At 61.8% G+C, this 18724-nt stretch carries 18 protein-coding genes and 1 tRNA gene; 10 read left to right on the top strand and 9 right to left on the bottom strand.

Annotation, left to right across the window (positions count from 1 at the left end; all coding sequences use genetic code 11):
- Nucleotides 1-32: 32 nt before the first annotated feature.
- From IPM06_03200 to IPM06_03170, 7 genes are all read right to left on the bottom strand, one after another.
- Entirely contained in the window at nt 33-998 is a 966-nt protein-coding gene (locus IPM06_03200; protein ID MBK8769420.1) for a M48 family metalloprotease, read from the bottom strand.
- Entirely contained in the window at nt 955-2001 is a 1047-nt protein-coding gene (locus IPM06_03195; GenBank protein MBK8769419.1) for a TIGR01620 family protein, read from the bottom strand. Before IPM06_03195 ends, IPM06_03200 begins: the two co-directional genes overlap by 44 nt.
- A complete protein-coding gene (locus IPM06_03190) occupies nt 1998-3455 on the bottom strand; it encodes a YcjX family protein (protein MBK8769418.1) in 1458 nt (485 codons plus the stop codon). The genes IPM06_03195 and IPM06_03190 overlap by 4 nt, the downstream gene beginning before the upstream one ends.
- Nucleotides 3456-3501: 46 nt before the next feature.
- Nucleotides 3502-4419, bottom strand: coding sequence for a homoserine O-succinyltransferase (locus IPM06_03185; GenBank protein ID MBK8769417.1), 918 nt, complete (start codon nt 4417-4419; stop codon nt 3502-3504).
- Between the two features lie 5 nt (nt 4420-4424).
- Nucleotides 4425-5285: an ATPase gene (locus IPM06_03180; GenBank protein MBK8769416.1), complete on the bottom strand. Its 861-nt coding sequence runs from the start codon at nt 5283-5285 to the stop codon at nt 4425-4427.
- Nucleotides 5286-5354: 69 nt separating this feature from the next.
- Nucleotides 5355-6761 carry a DUF560 domain-containing protein gene (locus IPM06_03175; protein ID MBK8769415.1) on the bottom strand — a complete coding sequence of 469 codons (1407 nt, stop codon included), beginning with the start codon at nt 6759-6761 and terminating at the stop codon, nt 5355-5357.
- Nucleotides 6749-7648: a hypothetical protein gene (locus IPM06_03170; GenBank protein ID MBK8769414.1), complete on the bottom strand. Its 900-nt coding sequence runs from the start codon at nt 7646-7648 to the stop codon at nt 6749-6751. Before IPM06_03170 ends, IPM06_03175 begins: the two co-directional genes overlap by 13 nt.
- Nucleotides 7649-7676: 28 nt before the next feature.
- On the opposite strand from IPM06_03170, the gene IPM06_03165 reads away from it, so the two are divergent.
- From IPM06_03165 to IPM06_03150, 4 genes are all read left to right on the top strand, one after another.
- Nucleotides 7677-8159 carry a hypothetical protein gene (locus IPM06_03165; protein MBK8769413.1) on the top strand — a complete coding sequence of 161 codons (483 nt, stop codon included), beginning with the start codon at nt 7677-7679 and terminating at the stop codon, nt 8157-8159.
- Nucleotides 8160-8196: 37 nt separating this feature from the next.
- On the top strand, nt 8197-9480 hold the full coding sequence (locus IPM06_03160; protein MBK8769412.1) for an FAD-binding oxidoreductase: 1284 nt from the start codon (nt 8197-8199) through the stop codon (nt 9478-9480).
- A gap of 98 nt (nt 9481-9578) precedes the next feature.
- Nucleotides 9579-9995 (top strand): RNA polymerase-binding protein DksA, encoded by a 417-nt coding sequence (dksA, locus tag IPM06_03155; protein ID MBK8769411.1) that lies wholly within the window; start codon nt 9579-9581, stop codon nt 9993-9995.
- 83 nt (nt 9996-10078) lie between these two features.
- The gene (locus IPM06_03150; GenBank protein ID MBK8769410.1) at nt 10079-10483 is read left to right on the top strand and encodes a DUF2177 family protein; all 405 of its coding nucleotides are present in this window, start codon (nt 10079-10081) and stop codon (nt 10481-10483) included.
- Here IPM06_03150 and IPM06_03145 read toward each other — a convergent pair.
- Nucleotides 10480-11280 carry an inositol monophosphatase family protein gene (locus tag IPM06_03145; protein MBK8769409.1) on the bottom strand — a complete coding sequence of 267 codons (801 nt, stop codon included), beginning with the start codon at nt 11278-11280 and terminating at the stop codon, nt 10480-10482. The two genes, IPM06_03150 and IPM06_03145, sit on opposite strands and share 4 nt — an antisense overlap.
- A 354-nt stretch (nt 11281-11634) precedes the next feature.
- On the bottom strand, nt 11635-12522 hold the full coding sequence (locus IPM06_03140; protein MBK8769408.1) for an N-formylglutamate amidohydrolase: 888 nt from the start codon (nt 12520-12522) through the stop codon (nt 11635-11637).
- A gap of 242 nt (nt 12523-12764) precedes the next feature.
- Here IPM06_03140 and IPM06_03135 point away from each other — a divergent pair, with 242 nt between their 5' ends.
- The 6 genes from IPM06_03135 to IPM06_03110 all read left to right on the top strand — a co-directional run bounded on the left by IPM06_03135 (nt 12765) and on the right by IPM06_03110 (nt 18724).
- Nucleotides 12765-13124 (top strand): response regulator, encoded by a 360-nt coding sequence (locus tag IPM06_03135; protein MBK8769407.1) that lies wholly within the window; start codon nt 12765-12767, stop codon nt 13122-13124.
- Between the two features lie 105 nt (nt 13125-13229).
- Nucleotides 13230-13304: transfer RNA gene (locus IPM06_03130), tRNA-Val, on the top strand.
- A 304-nt stretch (nt 13305-13608) separates the two neighbouring features.
- Entirely contained in the window at nt 13609-14841 is a 1233-nt protein-coding gene (locus IPM06_03125; GenBank protein ID MBK8769406.1) for a putative DNA modification/repair radical SAM protein, read from the top strand.
- Nucleotides 14841-16280 (top strand): UdgX family uracil-DNA binding protein, encoded by a 1440-nt coding sequence (locus IPM06_03120; protein ID MBK8769405.1) that lies wholly within the window; start codon nt 14841-14843, stop codon nt 16278-16280. Before IPM06_03125 ends, IPM06_03120 begins: the two co-directional genes overlap by 1 nt.
- Before the next feature lie 99 nt (nt 16281-16379).
- A complete protein-coding gene (locus IPM06_03115) occupies nt 16380-17267 on the top strand; it encodes a dihydrodipicolinate synthase family protein (protein MBK8769404.1) in 888 nt (295 codons plus the stop codon).
- 119 nt (nt 17268-17386) lie between these two features.
- Nucleotides 17387-18724 (top strand): FAD-binding oxidoreductase, encoded by a 1338-nt coding sequence (locus IPM06_03110; protein MBK8769403.1) that lies wholly within the window; start codon nt 17387-17389, stop codon nt 18722-18724.

Below are 18724 nucleotides of genomic sequence, written 5' to 3'. Positions count from 1 at the left end.
TGCAAATTCCGTGCAATCGGGGAGACGGTTAATCAGAAGTAAACGCCGAGCCTGTGCCAGCGGATGCGGGGGTTCTGGACCTGCGGCACGAAAGAGGGCTGCGGCTTGTTCCGTTGTTCTGGTGCTGGCGTGAGCGGCGTCGAGGTGTCCTGGTACAGGGCCTTCAAGCGGGCAATGCGGTTCTCGGTTTTCGGATGGGTGCGAAGCAGTGACGGTTGCGGAACCGATCCGCCCGGCAGGAACATGCCTTCCCAAACGCCACGCTGGCGTTCTTCCAGTGTGGTCAGCGCAGAAGCCAGTCCCTCGGGGTCGCCTGTGAGCGTCGCGCCATCCAGGTCTGCATCATATTCGCGGGCGCGTGACAGGCCCAATTGCAGCAGCCCGCCGATGGTGGGCGCAAAGATGAGCATGAACAGACCGATATAGGGAATATCGACTCCCGTGCCGAAGACAATGGGAACGCCGATCAAGCCGAGCGTGGCCATGAAGCTGGTAATGCGGTTCAAGACGTCGGCAAGTCCCATCACCTTCAGGTCGCCGTTCACGATATGCGATGTCTCGTGGGCCAGGATGCCCGCAATCTGGCGCATGGTCATGCCGCGCACCAGGCCATCCGTCACGGCAATGGCGGAGTCCTGGGCGTTGCCGACTGCGAAAGCATTCAGCATCCGGCTTGGCACATAGTGGAGCTGCGGCACGGTGGGCAGGTTGGCGCGCTCCGCGAGATGGCGCATGAGCTGCTGCAGTTCCGGCAACTCGTTGTCATCGAGCGGCCGTGCCTTGTAGAGTTTGAGAACCATTTTGGGTGACATGCGGCTCAGACTGACGAGGCCGATGGCGCCGATGATCGTCGCGCCCAGCAGGCCAAAGATGCCGAGCACCGAATAGGCCATCACGCCCATCAACAAGCCGGTGCCGCCGATCAGCAGCGCGGTGTGAATGGCGTTGCGCCGGTTATGGTTCCGCTGGATTTCCGGATTGAGGGTTGCGTGCGTCATCAGCCTTTTCTTTCGGCGTGAAACTTACGACTTCGCGGAGCAGCTTGCCAAGCGCCTCGCGCGCCGGACGGCGGCTTGGTATGGGGCGGCAGACGTCCATGGCGGCAAGGCCGATGCGGCTGGTGAGAATGCCGTTGACGGCACCCTCGCCGAAACGCGCGGAGAGCCGGCCCAACAGGCCTTTGCCGACCAGATGCTGGATCAAACTGTCGGACAGGGCGAGACCGCCGGTGACAGCAAGATGCGTGATGACCATGCGCGCCAGCCGAAATGTGGAGAGCGTTGATGGCCGCCCGCCGTAAAGCGCGGCGATTTCACGCAACAGGGCAAAGTTCTGCGAGGCCACGAAAAGCATATCGAGGGCGGCGGCTGGTGTGACGGTGGTGAGCAACGTCACGCGCCGGGCGCGGCGGGCGATGATGCGGTGAGCCGCCTCATCCAGCGGCTCCATCAGCAGGCGGTCTGCAAGCATCATCCGGTCGCGCGGATCGAGGATGTCGCCCGACAGGTCTTTGAACTCCTTCAGCGGCCAGGCAAGATCGGCACGTGCGGCGTAGATCGAGGTCAGCCCCGACTCCACCTGCCGTGCCGAATCCTGTTCATCGAGGTTGATGGCCCGGGCCGCCTGGTCCTGCAGGGTTTCAATGGTGTTGAGCCGGACGATGCCCCAAATCTCGCGGATGACGATGGCGAGCGCGGCGAAGCCGGCAATCCCTGCAATGGCAAGCGCGGTCCAGCCCAGAACGGGAGAACTGGCGAAGAACTGTTCCACCATCTGTTCAATGGAGTAGCCGGCCCAGAGCGCCAAGAGGGAGACCAGCGAACCGAGGAGCAGGCGGCCCCAGCGCATGCGCCGTGGTGGCGCATCAAGGCTTGCCTGGGGCACGACGACGAGGTCCTGGTTTTCCGGTTCGGGGTCAAAGGCAATGTGCGCCCTCGCCGCCTTCAGCCGGGGCTCTTCCTTGTCGCCGTCGAGCACGAAGGCCTGGGGCTTGCGTGTCATGAGAAGCGGTCTCCGATCAGGAATTCCATCGTCCGGTCGAGGCGGATGTGGGGAAACGATGCGTCCTTCAGCAAGGGCGGGCGGAAGCGCACGAAACGGAATTGACCTTCCAGTGCGCCGGCAAGTGCGACGGCGGGATCGGGCGGGAGGTCGCCGGGGAAAATGGCCGCTTCGGTTTCGCCGTCAAAGACATTGCCCAGCTTTTCGCCCGCTTCCGGGATACCGACGATGCAGGGCAGTTCATCCTTGCCGCGCGTGACCGTTGCCTCACGCGTGGCACGGATGGCGGCAAGCGCGGCCACATCCTGTGCCGCGCCACTATATTCAGCCTTGCTTGCGGCTTCCGCCACAAGGACGCGCAGGATTGCTTCCAGGCGGTCGTGACTCGTGTGATGCAACAGGTCAGCCTTGGTCGCGGCAAAGAGCACGCGGTCGATGCGGCGACCGAAGACATTCGATACGATGGAATTGGAGCCGATGCGGAAGCTGTTCATCACGCCCGTGAGAGCCGTGCGCAGATCGGCAACGGCAGCACTTCCGGCATTGAGGGCGGAGAGCACATCCACCAGCACCACCTGCCGGTCGAGGCGGGCGAAGTGGCCGAAGAAGAAGGGCTTCACCACCTTGCTGACATAGGCATCATAGCGGCGCTGCATCAGTGCCGCGAGGCTGCCCGAGGCAGGCTCGTCACCGGATTTCACATCGAGTGGCGCGAACGACAGCATGGGTGATCCCGCGAGGTCGCCCGGCATCAGGAAGCGTCCCGGTGGAAGGGTCGAGAGAGCGACGTCGGATTCCCGGCAGCGGGCGAGGTAGGCCGTGAAGACTTCCGATGCGCGCAAGGCCTTCTGCTCGTCCGCGGGGGCTGCTGCATTGAGCGTAGCGAGATGCGCGTGCCACTCCGCCGCGTGGGGCAGGCGGGGCAGCTTCCGGCTCGCCTCAACAGTTGCGGCGGACCACTGCGTATAGCTCTGGTCCATCAGGGGCAGGTCGAGCAGCCATTCACCGGGATAGTCAACAATATCGAGGTGCAGCTTTCCGCTCTGCAGGCTGCGGGCCAACAGGCCGTGCGGTTCGTATTCGATGGTGAGGCGTAGTTGGCTGATGCGTCGCGTACCCTCCGGCCAATGACGTCCATCTCCTGTCAGCGCGGCGAGATGGCTTTCGTAGGTGAAACGGGGAAGGTCGTCATCCGGTTGCGGTTCGAGATAGCAGCGCGTGATGCGGCCCCGGGCCTGCGCCTCGAAAACCGGAAGGCGCGCCGAGGTCAGGAGGGCATGGACGAGGGCGGTGATGAACACCGTCTTGCCGGAGCGCGACAGGCCCGTAACGCCAAGACGGATCGTCGGGTTCACCAATCCTGTGGCGAAATCCCGCAATCCGCCTGCCGCGAGGCGCGTGCCGTCCAGGAAGTCCGTGAAATTCAAAGCCCAATGCCCTTTCAACCGCCGCATAGTTGGAGATCATTTGCGGCGGCTGCAAGGGGCAGTTGTGGACCGGCTAGGTGCCGATGCGGGCGAGATCATAAGGGGTCGTCTGGTAGACCTCGTTGATCCAGTTTCCGAAGAGCAGGTGGGCGTGGCTGCGCCAGCGGTTCTCCGGCGGCCGTGCGGGGTCGTTTCCGGGGAAATAATTGGCGGGCATGTTGATCGCCTTTTTCGCCACCACGTCGCGGTTGTATTCGTCCGCCAGTGTGGTGGTGTCATATTCGATGTGGTTGAACATGTAGAGCGAGCGGTGCTGGGGATCGTTGATCAGGCACAGGCCCACCTCGTCCGATTCCATCAGCACCTCAAGTCCGGCACCGGCGGGCAGGTCGGTCCGGCGCACCTCGGTCCAGCGCGATACGGGCATGGAAAAATCGTCCGAGAAGCCGCGCAGGTATTGTGAAGACGGATTGAGGTTCTTGTGACGGTAGACGCCAAAAGCCTTTTGCGGCAGCGGATGTTTGGGCACGCCGTGGAAATGGTGGAGTGCGGCCTGCGCGCCCCAGCAGATGTTCATGGAGGAATGAACATGTGTCTGCGTCCATTCGAAGATGCGTTCCAGTTCGCTCCAATAGGTCACATCCTCGAAGCGCAAATGCTCGATGGGCGCACCGGTGGTGATGAAGCCGTCGAATTTTTCGGCACGGATTTCCTCCCACGTTTCGTAGAAGGCGATCATGTGTTCCTGCGAGGTCGTCTTCGGTGTGTGGTTGGAAATGCGCACGAGGCGCAGGTCCACCTGCAGGGGCGAGGCGCCGATCAGGCGGGCGAACTGGGTCTCCGTCTTGATCTTTTCCGGCATCAGGTTGAGGAGGCCGATCTTCAGCGGGCGGATGTCCTGCCGGGCCGCCGTCTCTTCCGTCATGATGTTGACGCCCTCGCGCTCAAGCACTTTGCGGGCGGGAAGGTCGTTGGGAATGCGGATGGGCATGGTGTCTACTTCTGGTCGATGGTTCGGGTGATGAGGTTCAGGAAGTCCCCGTCGCTGGTGACGGTGGGCACGTCACGCATTCGAACCGTGTAGCCGAAGTTGTTGGCAATCTTGCCGTAGAGCGGGATGCGATGATGCAACAGCTGCTCGAACCCCCAAACGGCGAAGCCGTCGGGGTCCACATCGTCATCGGCACGGATCCTGTTCAACGCCTTGTACTCGGCCCACTTCGTATCCAGGAAGGCGGGTTGATAGTACATGGGCTTGGGATATTTGCGGAAGCGCTCCACCAGCATGGCGGTGTGGGAAGGCGTGCCCTCGATATAGAGCAGTAGCGTGTTGTCTGCGAGCGTGCGCAACACGGGATCATCCAGGTTGTCGGGATCTACGACTTCGCACAGTGATCCGCCGCTGTCGCAGATGAAGTGTTCATACTGGTAAACCTCGCGGGCGCGGCGGATGAAATCCGGCACGTCCTGCAGCGAGCGGATTTCGGCCTCGCGGTGTTCGGCCTGGCGGCGCTTGTATTCGGCAAAGGGAATGCCGCCCTTGGCGGGATTGCCGGGCTTGCCGAGGTAAGTCGAGAGTGGGGCGAGGTTGTCGAATGTGATGTTCGAGCGGATGTAAATCGAGTCCGAACGCAGGAGTTCGCGCAGGAACGGGTTGGTCATCGCCTCGCGCTTGAAGTTGTCGGCAATGTGCTCGTCCATGTACTTGGTGCCGATGCGGTAATCGACAGAGTAGTGGAACCAGTCGTGTTCCTGGAGAAGCTGGGCAAAGGTGGTCTTTCCGACTCCGGACATGCCGAAGACGGTGACAGCCTTGTGGGGCCAGTTGAGGAAGTCCTTGCCGGATGAAAAACGCATGGGCGCTGCTTTAGCGAGAGCGGGCGCAGGCTGCAACACGCGCCGCGGCGGCCACATTGCCGCGCATTCTCAGAAGTCCTTGGTCAGGCGGAAGTCCACGGTGTGGCTGTCATAGTCATACATGTCCACGTTGCTGCGGTTGCGCACATAGGAATAAGAAACAGCAGGCGCAAAACCGAAGAGGTTGAGATCGCGCTTGGTGACTTCGAGCGTGCCGGAGAGCCGCGTATCCTTGCGGGCCGCCGTGGCAATGGCGGGGTGGATGGCGTCGAAATCCGAAACCATGGCCTGGGCCCGGGCATCAACGGTGAAACCCGCGGGAAGTTCCTTGTAGATGCCCACACCTCCCGACCATTGCCGGAAGGAATTGTACTTGATCCCCGTCTCGTTGCGGTCGAAGCCGCCAAAGGCCGAGACGCTGAGGCTGGGATCGAAGGTGTGCTCCAGCGAGGCGTTGGCAGTAAGGTCGGTGCCATCCAGCTTGTCGCGTTCGAGGCTATCCTTCCACGTATAGACGGCACTGGCGTTGATGCGGTCGTGAACTGTGATGTTGTACTGGGCGGAAATACGGGGGCCGTAACTCAACACGTGCTCATAGTCCGTGTCGGTCGCCGTGACATCATAAAGGGCCATGCCCTGGCTCGCCACGCCACCCAGCCCGAAGTAGCCGCGGTCAAGCATGTAGCGCAGCTCGGCGGATTCGCTCAGGCCGTAGGTGTTGAAGTCCGTGTCCTGGTAGAGGGCCGCATAGGCGTTGCCGGCGGTCACCAGATAGAAATCATTGCCGACGCGGCGCGAGAAACCGACCGAGCCGCCGACCGATGCACCAACACCGGATTTCCGCTTGTTGATGGAGGCGGGAACACTGCCGCCCGAATACGGATCATAGACCGTCATCGTCGAGTGGTTGGAACCACCGTTGATATTGGTGGTGGGGGCCGCAGAGACAAAGGCACTGAACTTCAGCGGCTTCTTGTGGTCCACCTGCTCGATGAAAGAACGGATGCCGCGCGCGGTTTCTTCCGAGGGAGCGGACTGCGCCAGAATGTCGAGGTGGTGCTTGGCGCTCTCGTCTTCGTCGAGTTGCGCCAGTGTCTTGGCAAGTTCGGCCCGCACCAGTGTCAGATTGGGATCGCTGGCGAGTGCCGAGCGGAATTTCTTGACGGCGGCGGTGAGGTCACCGTCTGCCTCAAGGATGAGGCCCTGCAGAAAGAGGGTTCGATTGGCGGCATGCTTGCCCGTCAATGGGTAGCGCTGCAGCAAATCCGCCACCAGGTCCTGCTTGCCGGACCGGGCAAGATGCATCAGCAGTTTCACGCGCGTGGTTTCGTCCACGCTTTCATATTCGGCGATCTGCTGCGCCGTGGGAGCCACCGCAGTCGCGGCCTGCGCGGGATGGGCTGCAATCAACGCAACAAGCGCGCAGAATGCTGCGCGCTTGAAACCGTATGGTGTACGTCCGATCAGGGGGTGCATGCTCCGGACACACAATTGGCGTGGAAGGCGCCATTGATGGTGAGGTAGCCGCGGCGGTCTCCGTTGATGCCATCGGCACCGCCGATGGGCTGGGGCATGGTGCCATAGACGTTGAACACGCCTGTCGTTTCGGAAGCGTCGTTGCCGAAGAATCCGCCATAGACCGGGTTGTCACCCGAGACGAAGCCGCCGCTGAGCGTGGCTTCACCAGTATAGTTGGGCGTATTTCCGGGAGTGGGTGTCGTCACCTGGGCGATATCGGCGTCGATGCCCACCGTGGTGTTGTAGAAGGAATAATTTGGCGCGGAAGCCGTGGCCCCCGACGGAGCAGCAACACCGCCCGTATAGGCTCCGGTGTACCAGGTGTAATTGCCGCCGACGCTCTGCTGGAAGCTGGTCCAGGTTTCCGGTGTCAGGGTGCCAGTCACCTTGGCGGCGCCGAAGTCGGCTGCAAGCGTCGTGTCGCCCTGCACCTGCCAGAGGGCGTTTGGGTTCACGTCGGCGCTGTCAGGCTGGTACCAGTTGGCAGTCTTGGCAGTGGCGGCGAAACGGCCCTTGTAGTTGGCGACGCCAGCGGTCCGCATCGTGCTTGTCGCATTGCCGCCGAATGACCAGGCCTGCTGCTTGGCTTCCGCACCGCTGGCCGCATTGCGGTATTGCAGCATGTAGCTGTCGTCATAGGACCAGACCTGCAGCAACTCGTCGCGGTTTTCGCTGGCGCTGAGGGCGCGATATTCACGGTAGTTCGTCCCCGCGCCGGCATTTCGCTGTCCACTGGCGAGCGTATTGAAGGGATCGACGCGGTTGGAGCCGGTCACGTATTCGTTCATCAGCACGGGTGTGGCCCAGCTGCTGTTGCTTGCGGTGCCCGTGTCAAATGCGGCCATCAGCTTCGACGGCTTGGAGGGCGAAAGGATGGCGGCTGTTGCAACCGTGTTCGAGGCAGCCGAGGTGGTGCCCGACGTTGAAAGGGAAGCAAGCGAGGTACCCGTGGTGGGTTTCAGGAGTACGCTGGTTTCCAGCGTAATCGTGCGCTGGGCCGTGGTGGGCGAGAGGGCGGTGACGTTGCCGCCGCCGGTGGATCCGGTGCCGGAGCTGCTGCCCGACGAACTGCCCGAACTGGAACCGCTGGAGCTGCCCGAAGAGCTGCCGCTTGAGGATCCGCTGGAGGATCCGCTGGACGAGCCGCTCGAGCTTCCGCTGGAGGACCCCGAGATATCGCAGGAAATGCCGCAAACGCTGAGATCGGTTGCAAGTGACAGGGCGCTTCCGCCACCGCCGCCACCGGCGCAGGCGGCCAAAGACAGACACGCCGCAATCAGGGAAATAAGAGAGACACCACGCATGATACCGACCCACACAATAACTGTTCTCCTCAAAATGGAGATGTTCAGCTAAATTTCCGTTAAGCACGCAGAAACTGGAGTGGTTCAAATTGCAACAGGACATTAAACCCGCGGAAAGCTGGTACGAGGCGACAGTCTCGCGGGAAAATTACGCACCTCTCTCGGGTGTGGCAGAAGCGGATGTCTGCGTGATCGGCGCAGGATTTGCGGGGCTCGTGACGGCGCTGGAGTGTCAGCGCCGCGGATTGGCAACGGTGCTGCTCGATGCCAGCCGTGTTGCCTGCGGGGCATCGGGCCGCAATGGCGGATTTGTCTCCAACGGGTTTGCCCTTGGTGTCGAGGGCATCATGCGCGCTGTCGGCAAGGATGCAGCGCGTGCGCTCTATCAATTGTCACGCGAAGGAACCAGCTATGTGCGCGAGATGCTGCGCGGCCATGAACCGTCCGCAATCATGGGCCAGGGTGGCCGCGTTGCGCTCCGCCACCGGGACGACGGCAGCCTGAAGGCCTACGCGGAGTTGATGAACCGGGATCATGGCGAGACGCTGCATTATTCCAGCACGGAAGAGACGCGCCTGCACCTGGTCTCGCCGCGCTATTTCGAAAGCATCACCTCCGACAACACCTTTCACATTCACACGCTGTCCTACGGGCTTCTGCTGGCACGGCTTGCGACGGCTGCCGGCGTACGCGTCCATGAAAACTCCGCGGCGCTCTCGGTCACGAAGTCTGCTGGCGGGTCCATCGTGAAGACGGCCGCAGGTGAAGTGCGCGTCAGGCATGTCGTGCATTGCGTGTCTTCGCTTGCGCCACATCTCCATCTCACGTCGGGGCGAGCGATCCTGCCGGTTGCGACCTATGTGGCGGTGACCAATCCGCTGCAGCAGGATGTGATCCGCACAAGTGCCGCCATCGCGGATACGCGCCGCGCGGGCGACTACTATCGCCTCATCACGGGCGGGCGGCTCCTGTGGGGCGGCCGCATCACGACGCGCGTGTCAGAGCCTGCGCAACTGGCGGAGGTGATGCGCCGCGACATGGTCTCGGTCTATCCGTCACTCGCGGGCGCGCGCATCGACTACGCCTGGGCCGGACTCATGGGATATGCCATTCACAAGATGCCGCTGATCGGGCGCGATGCTGACGGCCAGTGGTATGCCACGGCCTTTGGCGGGCATGGCCTCAACACAACGGCGATGGGGGGCCTCCTTATCGCACGTGGCATTGCCGGTGAAGATGATGCTTGGCGGCAGTTTGCGCCTTTTGCACCCCGCTGGGCCTTTGGACAACTTGGGCGCTTGGGCGTGCAGGGGTCCTACTGGTGGATGCAGGCGCAGGACCGCTGGGAAGAGAAGAAAAGTTCCCGGAGTTGAGCCGAATCAGGTCAGGGTTTCCGATGCTTGGCAAGGCTTGCTGCACCCCACCCGTGTCGCTATAAGCCGCGCACAAATTGGGTGGAGAGATACGCAAAATGTCTGATGTGGTAGATGCCACTTACAAACCCAGCGATGACGAGCCATTCATGAACGAGCGGCAGGTCGCCTATTTCCGGCAGAAGCTGCTGGCCTGGAAAGATGATATCCTGAAGGAAAGCAAGGAGACCTTGTCTCACCTGCAGGATGAAAACCATGTGCTGCCGGACATCGCTGACCGGGCGTCGTCCGAAACGGACCGGTCGCTTGAACTGCGCACGCGGGACCGGCAGCGCAAGCTGATCTCGAAGATCGATGCCGCCCTGAAGCGGATCGAGGACGGTTCCTATGGCTATTGCGAGGAGACGGGCGACCCCATCAGCCTCCGCCGTCTTGACGCGCGGCCCATCGCAACCCTCTCCATCGAAGCCCAGGAACGGCACGAGCGCCGTGAGCGCGTCTACCGGGACGATTGAGCGGACTTGTCCTTCCGTTCCCGCCGGGTGATCCGCCCGTCCCTCCGTTTGCGTAACCATCATACGCGGCCACGGGAGCAGTCATGCAGAGTTTTCTTCTTCAATATGTGATTGCGGCCGTTTTCTTCCTGGCGGCTGACTTCGCCTGGCTCAGCACCATGGGCCCCGGCTTCTACCGGACGGAGCTTGGCGGATTGATGCGGGAGCAGCCCAACTTCGCCGTGGCCATCGCCTTCTATCTGCTGTTCGTGGCGGGACTTGTGGTCTTCGTCATTCATCCGGCCATGATAGGCGAAAGCCTTGTGCGTGCGACTTTGAAGGGCGCATTCTTTGGCCTCGTTGCCTATGCCACCTACGATCTCACCAACCTCGCCACGATGAAGGGTTTCAACGCAAAGGTTGCCATTGTCGACATGGCGTGGGGCACGATTTTGTCCGCCGCGGTCTGCTGTGTCAGCATTGCCTTGTTGCGCCGTTTCGCGGCTTAAGCGTTCAGGCCTGCTTGCATCAGCGCGAGTGCTTCATCCAGCAGGGCCTGCGAGGACGCCGCAATCACGTTTCCGCCCGTGCGCGGGTCATTGCTGGTCCATGAGGAGACGACGGCGCCCGCGCCTTCCATGATCGGAATGAGGGCCGCGATGTCGTAGATCTGCAGGACGGGATCCATGGCGATGTCGAGATGACCAGCCGCCAGCAGGGCGAAGGAATAGCTGTCCAGTCCGTAGCGCACCGACTTCATGGTGGACCGCAGCCGTTCGAATGCAACAGCATTTTCGTTTCTGTAGAGATGAGGCGAGGTGGTGCCGGCCATACTGTCCGCCAGCCCGCGGCGGGGGCCCACGCGAATGTCCTGGCGCGCGCCGCGATGGATCAGACTTGAACCTTCCCTGTTGCCGACGAAGACATCTCCGGTGAAGGGTTGCGACATCACACCCAGCAGTGGCTTTCCGTCGTCGTAGAGGGCAATCAGCGTGGCCCAGGTGGGGAGGCCGATGACGAAGGACCGGGTGCCATCAACAGGATCGAGAATCCACGTGAGGCCGGAGCGGCCTTCGCGCGTCCCGTATTCCTCGCCAATGATGCCATGATCCGGATAGTGTTTCTCGATCAGGTGGCGGATGGCGCGCTCACCCGCCCTGTCGCCCTCGGTGACGGGGTCCCAAACGTCTCCTGCCTTGATATCGATGGGGGCGTTTTGCCGGAAATGGGGCAGGATTTCGCGGGCGGCAGCCTCTGCCAGACTCAGTGCAAATGTCGTGAGCTGGGCGAGTTCAGTGGTCTTCACGGTGTAATGCTCCCCGGTATTCAACCCTGTCGGGCGCGGGCGCGTCGCTCGCTTGCCGTGAAGGGGCGGATTTGTGCAATGCAGCAATTTTCATAAGCATTGCAAAATTTGCATAGCTCGTGGCGTAATGGGCATTTTGGCCTCAAACCATTGGAAAGGCAATATATTTGTCCAAATGATCAAAGTTGTGACCAATTCTGCATCAGAAGTGCCTCTTGAAAGGCAAATGTTGCAATGCCATATCGCCGTCATCGGGACTGAACCTCTGGTTCCCTCCCGCAGCCCTTTTGGGCGTTTCCTCCCTAGACTTGGGCCGATCACGGTAGTGCATCGGCCCTTTTTTTATTGCGACTGCTACTCCGCCGCCATCTGGAAGTCGACGGCCGGGATCTGGTCTGCGAGCAGCGTGCCCAGCGTATGAGCCAGCGTGTCGAGGATGTCCTTCATGGCATTGAAGTTAGCGGTCTTGGTTTGCCGCCCTTCGTCGATATAGAGGCAACGGTTGATCTCAACCTGCAGGGCGTGGCGGCCCAGTCGGGGATGGCCCTGGTTTTCGGTGAAGAAGCCACCGGCATAGGGCCGGTTCCGCACCACGTTGAGGCCGGCATTGCGCAGGCAATCCTCCGCCGTGGCGGCAATCAGCGGATCGCAGGACGCGGCATAACGATCGCCCAGCACAACATCGATGCGCCGTTCGTTGTGCGCCTGGATTTCGCTGACGGCACTCGATGGCATGGAATGGCAATCCACCAGCAGCACACGGCCCGTGGCGCGGTGGGCCTCGTTCAGCAGGGCCGAAAGGGCGCGGTGATAGGGCCGGTAGAAGCACTCGATACGGTTCAGCGCCTCGGCCAGAAGAATGCGCCCACGGTAGATGTCATGGCCTTCCGCCACCACCTTCGGGATGGTGCCAAGACCACAGGCCACGCGCGGCGACGACATGTTGAAGTGACGCGGCAGCTGTTCAAAGAACATGCGCTGGTCGAGTTCATAAGGTTCGCGATTGAGGTCGATGTAGCTGCGCGAAAACAGGGCGCGCAACATGGGCGCGCCGGCGGCGATGCAACCGCCGAAGAGTTCGTCCACGAAACAGTCTTCCGAGAGGCGGAGGGAGCGATGGTCGAGCCGCACCTGGTTCAGGAAATCCGGCGGGAGCAGGCTGCCGCTGTGCGGCGAATTGAATACCATCGGCGCCGTCCATTCGGCGGGGGCAATGATCTCCAAGACATCCTCTGCCGTCATGCTGGCATTGTTCCCTGTGCCTGGTTCCACGTTTCAGCGCAAGTTGAAGGGGCGCGGATCGCCCGTTGTCAAACTATGGGCAGGGACAATCGATTTGTCCATGCCTGCCCGGTTGATGCAGGAGGTTCACACCCTGTTTACCCGGGTGCCGCTAACCTGCGCGCCACGATTGATTTGGGACTGCGCGGCAGGCATAGTCGCGGGGGCAAGCAGGTATTCGGGTGAACATGCAAGACAAGAAGATGGCACGCATCCTCCTCGCAGAAGATGACGAAGATCTCCGGCGTTTCCTGGTGAACGCCCTGGAGAAGGCGGGCCATGCGGTGACATCTTTCGGCGAAGGCGCCAGCGCCTTCGAGGAGATCAAGCAGGTGACCTTCGACCTGTTGCTGACCGATATCGTGATGCCCGAAATGGACGGCATCGAACTGGCGCGCCGCGCGGCGGAACTCGATCCAGCGCTCAAGATCATGTTCATCACCGGTTTTGCGGCGGTGGCGCTGAACCCGGATTCGAAGGCGCCAAAGGATGCCAAGGTGCTCTCCAAGCCCTTCCATCTCCGCGACCTGGTGAACGAGGTCAACCGCTTGATGGCGGCCTGAAATCAGGGTCGGGAAAGCGCTTTCCGAAAACGTCTGGGCAGGCCTTCATTGCCCCTTGCCAGCCCCGCCTTTGCCCCCTATAGGCACCCGCACCGCAGTCAACGTGGGTGGTTAGCTCAGCGGTAGAGCACTACCTTGACATGGTAGGGGTCACAGGTTCGATCCCTGTACCACCCACCATTCCTCCCCCAATTTGCGATCTGCCATCTGCCGGCGTTTCATCGTAACGCAAAGCATGTGGCACATGAGTTCCTGCGCTTGAGCTTTGACGCCGGAACAGGCTGCCAACCTTCTCCACACCGATGGCGCGCTGGCCCGGTGGTGGGATCCCGGCCACGCTTCAGTGAGGTTGCGCTGGACTGGATGGAATGCAGCAAAGGCGCGTGCCGCAAACCCCGCTGCAATTTCCGCAGGATTTGCTCACAGTTATTGCCCGGAGTTCATTTGCACCTGTGGGAAATGTGCAATAGAACAAAGATAGAACATGACCCAGCTGACCTTGCAGAAGAAACTTGAAATTCTGAGTGATGCCGCGAAGTACGATGCCTCCTGTGCATCGAGCGGTACAGCCAAGCGCCATTCCGATTCCCATGGCGGGCTGGGTTCGACGGAAGGTCGCGGCATCTGTCACGCTTACGCACCGGACGGGCGTTGCATCTCGCTGCTCAAGATCCTGATGACGAATTTCTGCATCTACGATTGCGCGTTCTGCATCAACCGGGCATCCAGCAATGTTGCGCGCGCGCGGTTCTCCGTGGAGGAGATCGTCACGCTGACGATCGAATTCTATCGCCGGAACTATATCGAAGGACTTTTCCTGTCGTCAGGCATCATCAAGTCTCCCGATGCGACGATGGTGGACATGTTGCGTGTGGTGCGAACCTTGCGCATGGATCATGATTTCCGTGGATACATTCACCTGAAAACCATTCCGCATGCGTCGCCCGCGCTGATCGAGGCGGCGGGGAGATATGCCGACCGGCTTTCGGTCAACATCGAGTTCCCGTCGGATGAGTCATTTGCAAATCTTGCGCCGGAAAAGGATGTGACGGAAATCAAGAAGGCGATGGCCGGCATTCGCGTTCATATTTCGGACGCGTCCGAGAAGACCATGGTCAGCAAGAAGACCAGGACTTTCGCGCCCGCCGGACAGAGCACGCAGATGATCGTCGGCGCCGACGCCGCGAATGACTCCGTCATCCTGTCCCGGGCGGCCGGGCTCTATGGCAGCTATGCCTTGAAGCGCGTTTATTACTCGGCCTTCAGCCCGATCCCGGATTCCTCGCGCATCCTGCCCCTGATCAAGCCACCGTTGATGCGCGAACACCGGCTTTACCAGGCCGATTGGTTGTTGCGGTTCTACGGGTTTTCCCTGGACGAGGTCACATCGACGACCGAGACCGGGATGCTCGACCTCGATGTGGACCCCAAACTGGCCTATGCCTTGCGCAACAGGCATCTCTTTCCCGTCAACGTCAACACGGCAGCGCGGGAGATGCTGATGCGCGTTCCGGGCATGGGGGTCAAGTCGGTCAAGCGCATCCTTGAAGCGCGGCGGCATGGCGGGTTGCGCTACGATGACCTGGCGCGCCTGGGTGTGCGGATGAAAATCGCCAGGTCCTTTCTCGCCTCATGCGACTGGACGCCTGGCCGCCTGCTGGACTCTGCCCATCTTCGGTCCAGCTTCGTTGCTCCCGAGCAACTGAGCCTGATCTGATGTTTGCGCTGGAACTGCCAGCGACCGGGGTGTTCGACTGCTGGCGCATGCAGGCGCGGGCACTGGCCGGACAGAATGTGCGTTCGCGGGATGTGGTGTGGAGACGCCACGGTTCGCCTCCGCCACTGCTCGCGGGCGAGGCATTTCCCGATGGTGACGCCCCTGCCGTCGCGATGACCGTGCCCAAGGCCTTTCTGGCGCTCGCCCGCGAAGCATCCTGCCATCGCGATGAACATGTGTTTGCGCTGCTGTATGACCTTCTGTTGCGGGTGATGCATGATGGCGACATCCTGTCCAACCCAGCGGATCCCACCGTGCGGCAACTTGAGGTGATGGCAAAATCCGTGCGGCGCGACGCCCACAAGATGAAGGCTTTCGTCCGCTTCAAGGAGCTTCCCCAGGACGATGGAAACCGGCGGCGCTTCGCGGCATGGTTCGAGCCCGAGCACTTCATTCTTGAACATGTCGCCGGATTTTTTGTGCGGCGCTTTGCCGACATGGATTGGCTGATTGCCACGCCACGGGGAAGCGTGTCCTGCGTGGGTGGTGATCTCACCATTGACGCCAAACCTGCTTCGAATTCCAACCTCAGTGATGGCGTGGAAGATCTGTGGCGTACCTACTACGGAAATATCTTCAACCCCGCGCGCCTGAAGGTGAAGGCAATGCAGGCGGAAATGCCGCGCAAATACTGGAAGAACCTTCCGGAGGCGGCACTCATTCCGGAACTCATCCGGGGCGCGGAGGCACGGGCGCAAGGTATGCGCCTGGCTGCCGCAACGCCGCCGCCCTCCCATCTGGCAAAGATCAAGGCTCCCGCAGTGCCGCTGGCCACTGCCGCAACTGGCGAATTCAACTCGCTCGCCGACCTTCACGAGCACGCACGTCACTGCCGGCGCTGTGACCTGTGCCTTCACGCCACCCAGACGGTGTGTGGCGAGGGGGCCAGTACGGCCCGCATCATGTTCGTGGGCGAGCAGCCCGGCGACAAGGAAGACATTGCGGGCAAGCCCTTCGTCGGTCCGGCCGGTGCGCTTTTTGCGCAGGCGCTGGCGCAGGCCGGATTGGAACGGGCGGATGTCTACGTGACGAACGCTGTCAAACATTTCAAATTCCAGCCGCGTGGCAAGCGGCGCATTCACCAGCGGCCCAACGGCACCGAAATCAATATCTGCCGCTGGTGGCTCACGCAGGAGATCCGCCTGGTCCAACCGCTGCTGCTCGTCGGCATGGGTGCAACAGCCATGCTGTCACTCACCGGAGATGGAAGCAGGGTGATGTCGCGGCGGGGCAGGGTGGAGAAGATGCCGGAGGAGCGTACCGTTCTGCCCACGCTCCATCCCGCGGCAATCCTGCGGGCCAGCAACGCCGATGAGGCGGACGCGATGAAGATGCAGTTCTTCGATGACATCAAGATGGCCGCGTCCTTCCTCTCGTAAGGCCGTAAGGGCTGAAATGGAGGCGGATCGGGCTTGACGGTTTCTATCGTTAGACATATTGTATTATGAATTTCGCCCCACCTGTCACACGAGATTTCCATGTCTTCATTTCCATTTCCCGGCCTCAACCTTGCGCTCGCCACGCCTTTTACCTCGTCGGGTGCGATTGATTTTGAAACCCTGGACAGGAACATCGAGCGCTATCTTGCGGCTGGCGTCAGGGGCTTTGTGCTGAGTTCGGGCACCGGCATGCATGTCTATCTCTCTCAGGCGGAATCCCGCCAGTTGGTGGAACGCGGCGTCCGCGCCATCAATGGACGTGCGAAGATCATCGTTCAAACCTCGGCCCTGATGCTGGATGAGGTGGTGGAGAGAACGACGCATGCCAAGAACTGCGGTGCAGATGGCGTGATGGTTCTGCCGCCCTTTTTTGAAGGGCCGACGGCGGATGACGAGATTGTTGAATTCTACGCTGGAGTCGCGAAGGCTGGGCTGCCCATCATCGGCTACAATGTTCCGCAAGTCGTTGGCGTTGCCATCACGCCGGAACTGCTGGGCAGGCTGTGCGCCATCCCGGAATTCTGTGGAGTCAAGGACAGCAGCGGCGACCTGGCCGCCCAGGCCAACCTGATCCGCACCGGATTGGGCATGATGAACGGTTCCGATGCGCTGGTGCCCTACGCGCTTTACGCCGGGTGCCAGGGGCTGATCTGGGGTGGAGCAAACTTTGCGCCGCGCACATGCCTCGCCATGGTTGCCGCCACCGAGGACAAGCGCTGGGACGAGGCACGTGAGATCTGGCGTGTGCTCGAACCCGCCATGTCGCTGATCTGGCAGGGCGACTATGTAAAGTCAGTCTACGCCGCCTGTGAAATGACGGGCTACGGCGCAGGCACTCCGCGCCGGCCGCTCGCAGCACTCGCGCCCGAAAAGGTGGCACCGTTGCGCGCCGCGCTGGGCGACCTGGCTGCTCGCGAGAAAAACTAGACGGGCTTCGGCCCAGCGGGGACACCGTGGCGTTCAAGTCATTGATCCGGGTTGCCGGTACGCATGCAGGCCTTCGCCTGCACGCCGTTACGTTCAACGATTTCTGGCTGTAGGGCGGCATGGCCGTGGATCGCTATGCCACTCGCAAATTGCCCCAGCGGCTCACGCCTTCGGGATGGCTGTCGCTGCTGCCGCCACGCACCCCGCACGAGGCACTCGACGGCAATGCCACGGCGGACGTCGTCGTGATCGGCGCGGGCTTTGCGGGGCTGGCCGCTGCCCGCCGCCTGCACCTCATCGATCCCGGCCTGCATATCATGGTGCTGGAAGCTCTGTCCGTCGGCGAAGGTGCGGCAGGGCGCAACTCGGGCTTTGTCATCGACCTGCCGCATGATGTCTCTTCCGAAAGCTATGGCAGCGATTCCGCCAACAAGGCGCGGCAGGAGATCATGCTCAACCGCAGTGCCATCGCGCTGGCGCGAGGGATGGCGGAGGAGCATCGCTGGGGCAATGACATCTTCGACGCCTGTGGCAAGTACAGCCTTGCCATGGGTGACAGCGGCGACCATCACCTTGCCGACTATGCGCGGCAGCTGACGAACCTCGCGGAGCCGCACCGCCTTCTGGACCGGAGCGAAACCCTTGCCGTCACCGGGACTCCGGCCTTCTCATCGGCCCTTTTCACGCCCGGCACGATCATGATCCAACCCGCAGCCTATGTGCGCGCCTTCGCCGATGCGCTGGCCGCGCGCCTTCGCCTGCACGAGCAAACGCCCGTGACCTCCTTCGAACGCGTCAGCGGCGGATGGCGGATCACAACGCCGAAAGCCAGTGTAACTGCGGGCAAGATCATCGTTGCAGCAAATGGGCACGCGGAGAGCTTCGGACTCTTGTCTGGAAAGCTGTTGCACATCTTCACATACGCGTCCCTAAGCCAGCCCTTCGATCCGGCGCGGCTGCCAGGGACGCGACGCTGGGCGGCGACCCCTGCGCACCCCATGGGAACCTCCGTTCGGCGCGTCACGGGCCCGGATGGAGACCGTGTTCTGATCCGCTCGCGCTACACCTACCAGCCCTCGCTCGAAATTACCGAAGGCGACGTGGACTCGGCAGGGCGGCTGCATGACAGGAAATTTGCCGCGCGCTTCCCCATGCTGACGGGCGTGCCCATGGCCTATCGCTGGGGTGGGGCGATGGCGCTCACTTGGAATGCCGTTCCGGCCTTTGCCGAAGTGGAGCCGGGGTTGATCGTCGCATGCGGTTGCAACGGCGTCGGGGCCACGAAGGCCACCACCCTGGGGATTGCCGCGGCCGATCTTATCACGGGTCAAACGACGGATGTGCTGCAGGCCGTACGTGAGGCGCCTCCGCCGAAGTCGCTCCCGCCCCAACCCTTCACCACCATGGGGGTGAAGGCTAGTCTTGCGTGGCGGCATTGGCGGGCGGGCGCGGAGTAG

The sequence above is a fragment of the Hyphomicrobiales bacterium genome, assembly GCA_016710435.1.
Taxonomy (GTDB): Bacteria; Pseudomonadota; Alphaproteobacteria; order Rhizobiales; family Aestuariivirgaceae; genus Aestuariivirga.
This window is presented reverse-complemented; position numbering and strand designations above follow the sequence as displayed.

What these genes read in the sequence shown, in the direction of transcription:
- IPM06_03190 (MBK8769418.1), bottom strand. Translation starts at nt 3,455, where the DNA reads ATGCGGCGGTTGAAAGGGCATTGGGCTTTGAATTTCACGGACTTCCTG.
- IPM06_03175 (MBK8769415.1), bottom strand. Translation starts at nt 6,761, where the DNA reads ATGCACCCCCTGATCGGACGTACACCATACGGTTTCAAGCGCGCAGCA.
- IPM06_03150 (MBK8769410.1), top strand. Translation starts at nt 10,079, where the DNA reads ATGCAGAGTTTTCTTCTTCAATATGTGATTGCGGCCGTTTTCTTCCTG.
- IPM06_03195 (MBK8769419.1), bottom strand. Translation starts at nt 2,001, where the DNA reads ATGACACGCAAGCCCCAGGCCTTCGTGCTCGACGGCGACAAGGAAGAG.
- IPM06_03165 (MBK8769413.1), top strand. Translation starts at nt 7,677, where the DNA reads ATGGCGGCTGTTGCAACCGTGTTCGAGGCAGCCGAGGTGGTGCCCGAC.
- IPM06_03140 (MBK8769408.1), bottom strand. Translation starts at nt 12,522, where the DNA reads ATGACGGCAGAGGATGTCTTGGAGATCATTGCCCCCGCCGAATGGACG.
- IPM06_03120 (MBK8769405.1), top strand. Translation starts at nt 14,841, where the DNA reads ATGTTTGCGCTGGAACTGCCAGCGACCGGGGTGTTCGACTGCTGGCGC.
- IPM06_03200 (MBK8769420.1), bottom strand. Translation starts at nt 998, where the DNA reads ATGACGCACGCAACCCTCAATCCGGAAATCCAGCGGAACCATAACCGG.
- IPM06_03180 (MBK8769416.1), bottom strand. Translation starts at nt 5,285, where the DNA reads ATGCGTTTTTCATCCGGCAAGGACTTCCTCAACTGGCCCCACAAGGCT.
- IPM06_03125 (MBK8769406.1), top strand. Translation starts at nt 13,609, where the DNA reads ATGACCCAGCTGACCTTGCAGAAGAAACTTGAAATTCTGAGTGATGCC.
- IPM06_03110 (MBK8769403.1), top strand. Translation starts at nt 17,387, where the DNA reads ATGGCCGTGGATCGCTATGCCACTCGCAAATTGCCCCAGCGGCTCACG.
- IPM06_03185 (MBK8769417.1), bottom strand. Translation starts at nt 4,419, where the DNA reads ATGCCCATCCGCATTCCCAACGACCTTCCCGCCCGCAAAGTGCTTGAG.
- IPM06_03115 (MBK8769404.1), top strand. Translation starts at nt 16,380, where the DNA reads ATGTCTTCATTTCCATTTCCCGGCCTCAACCTTGCGCTCGCCACGCCT.
- IPM06_03170 (MBK8769414.1), bottom strand. Translation starts at nt 7,648, where the DNA reads ATGGCCGCATTTGACACGGGCACCGCAAGCAACAGCAGCTGGGCCACA.
- IPM06_03135 (MBK8769407.1), top strand. Translation starts at nt 12,765, where the DNA reads ATGGCACGCATCCTCCTCGCAGAAGATGACGAAGATCTCCGGCGTTTC.
- dksA (MBK8769411.1), top strand. Translation starts at nt 9,579, where the DNA reads ATGTCTGATGTGGTAGATGCCACTTACAAACCCAGCGATGACGAGCCA.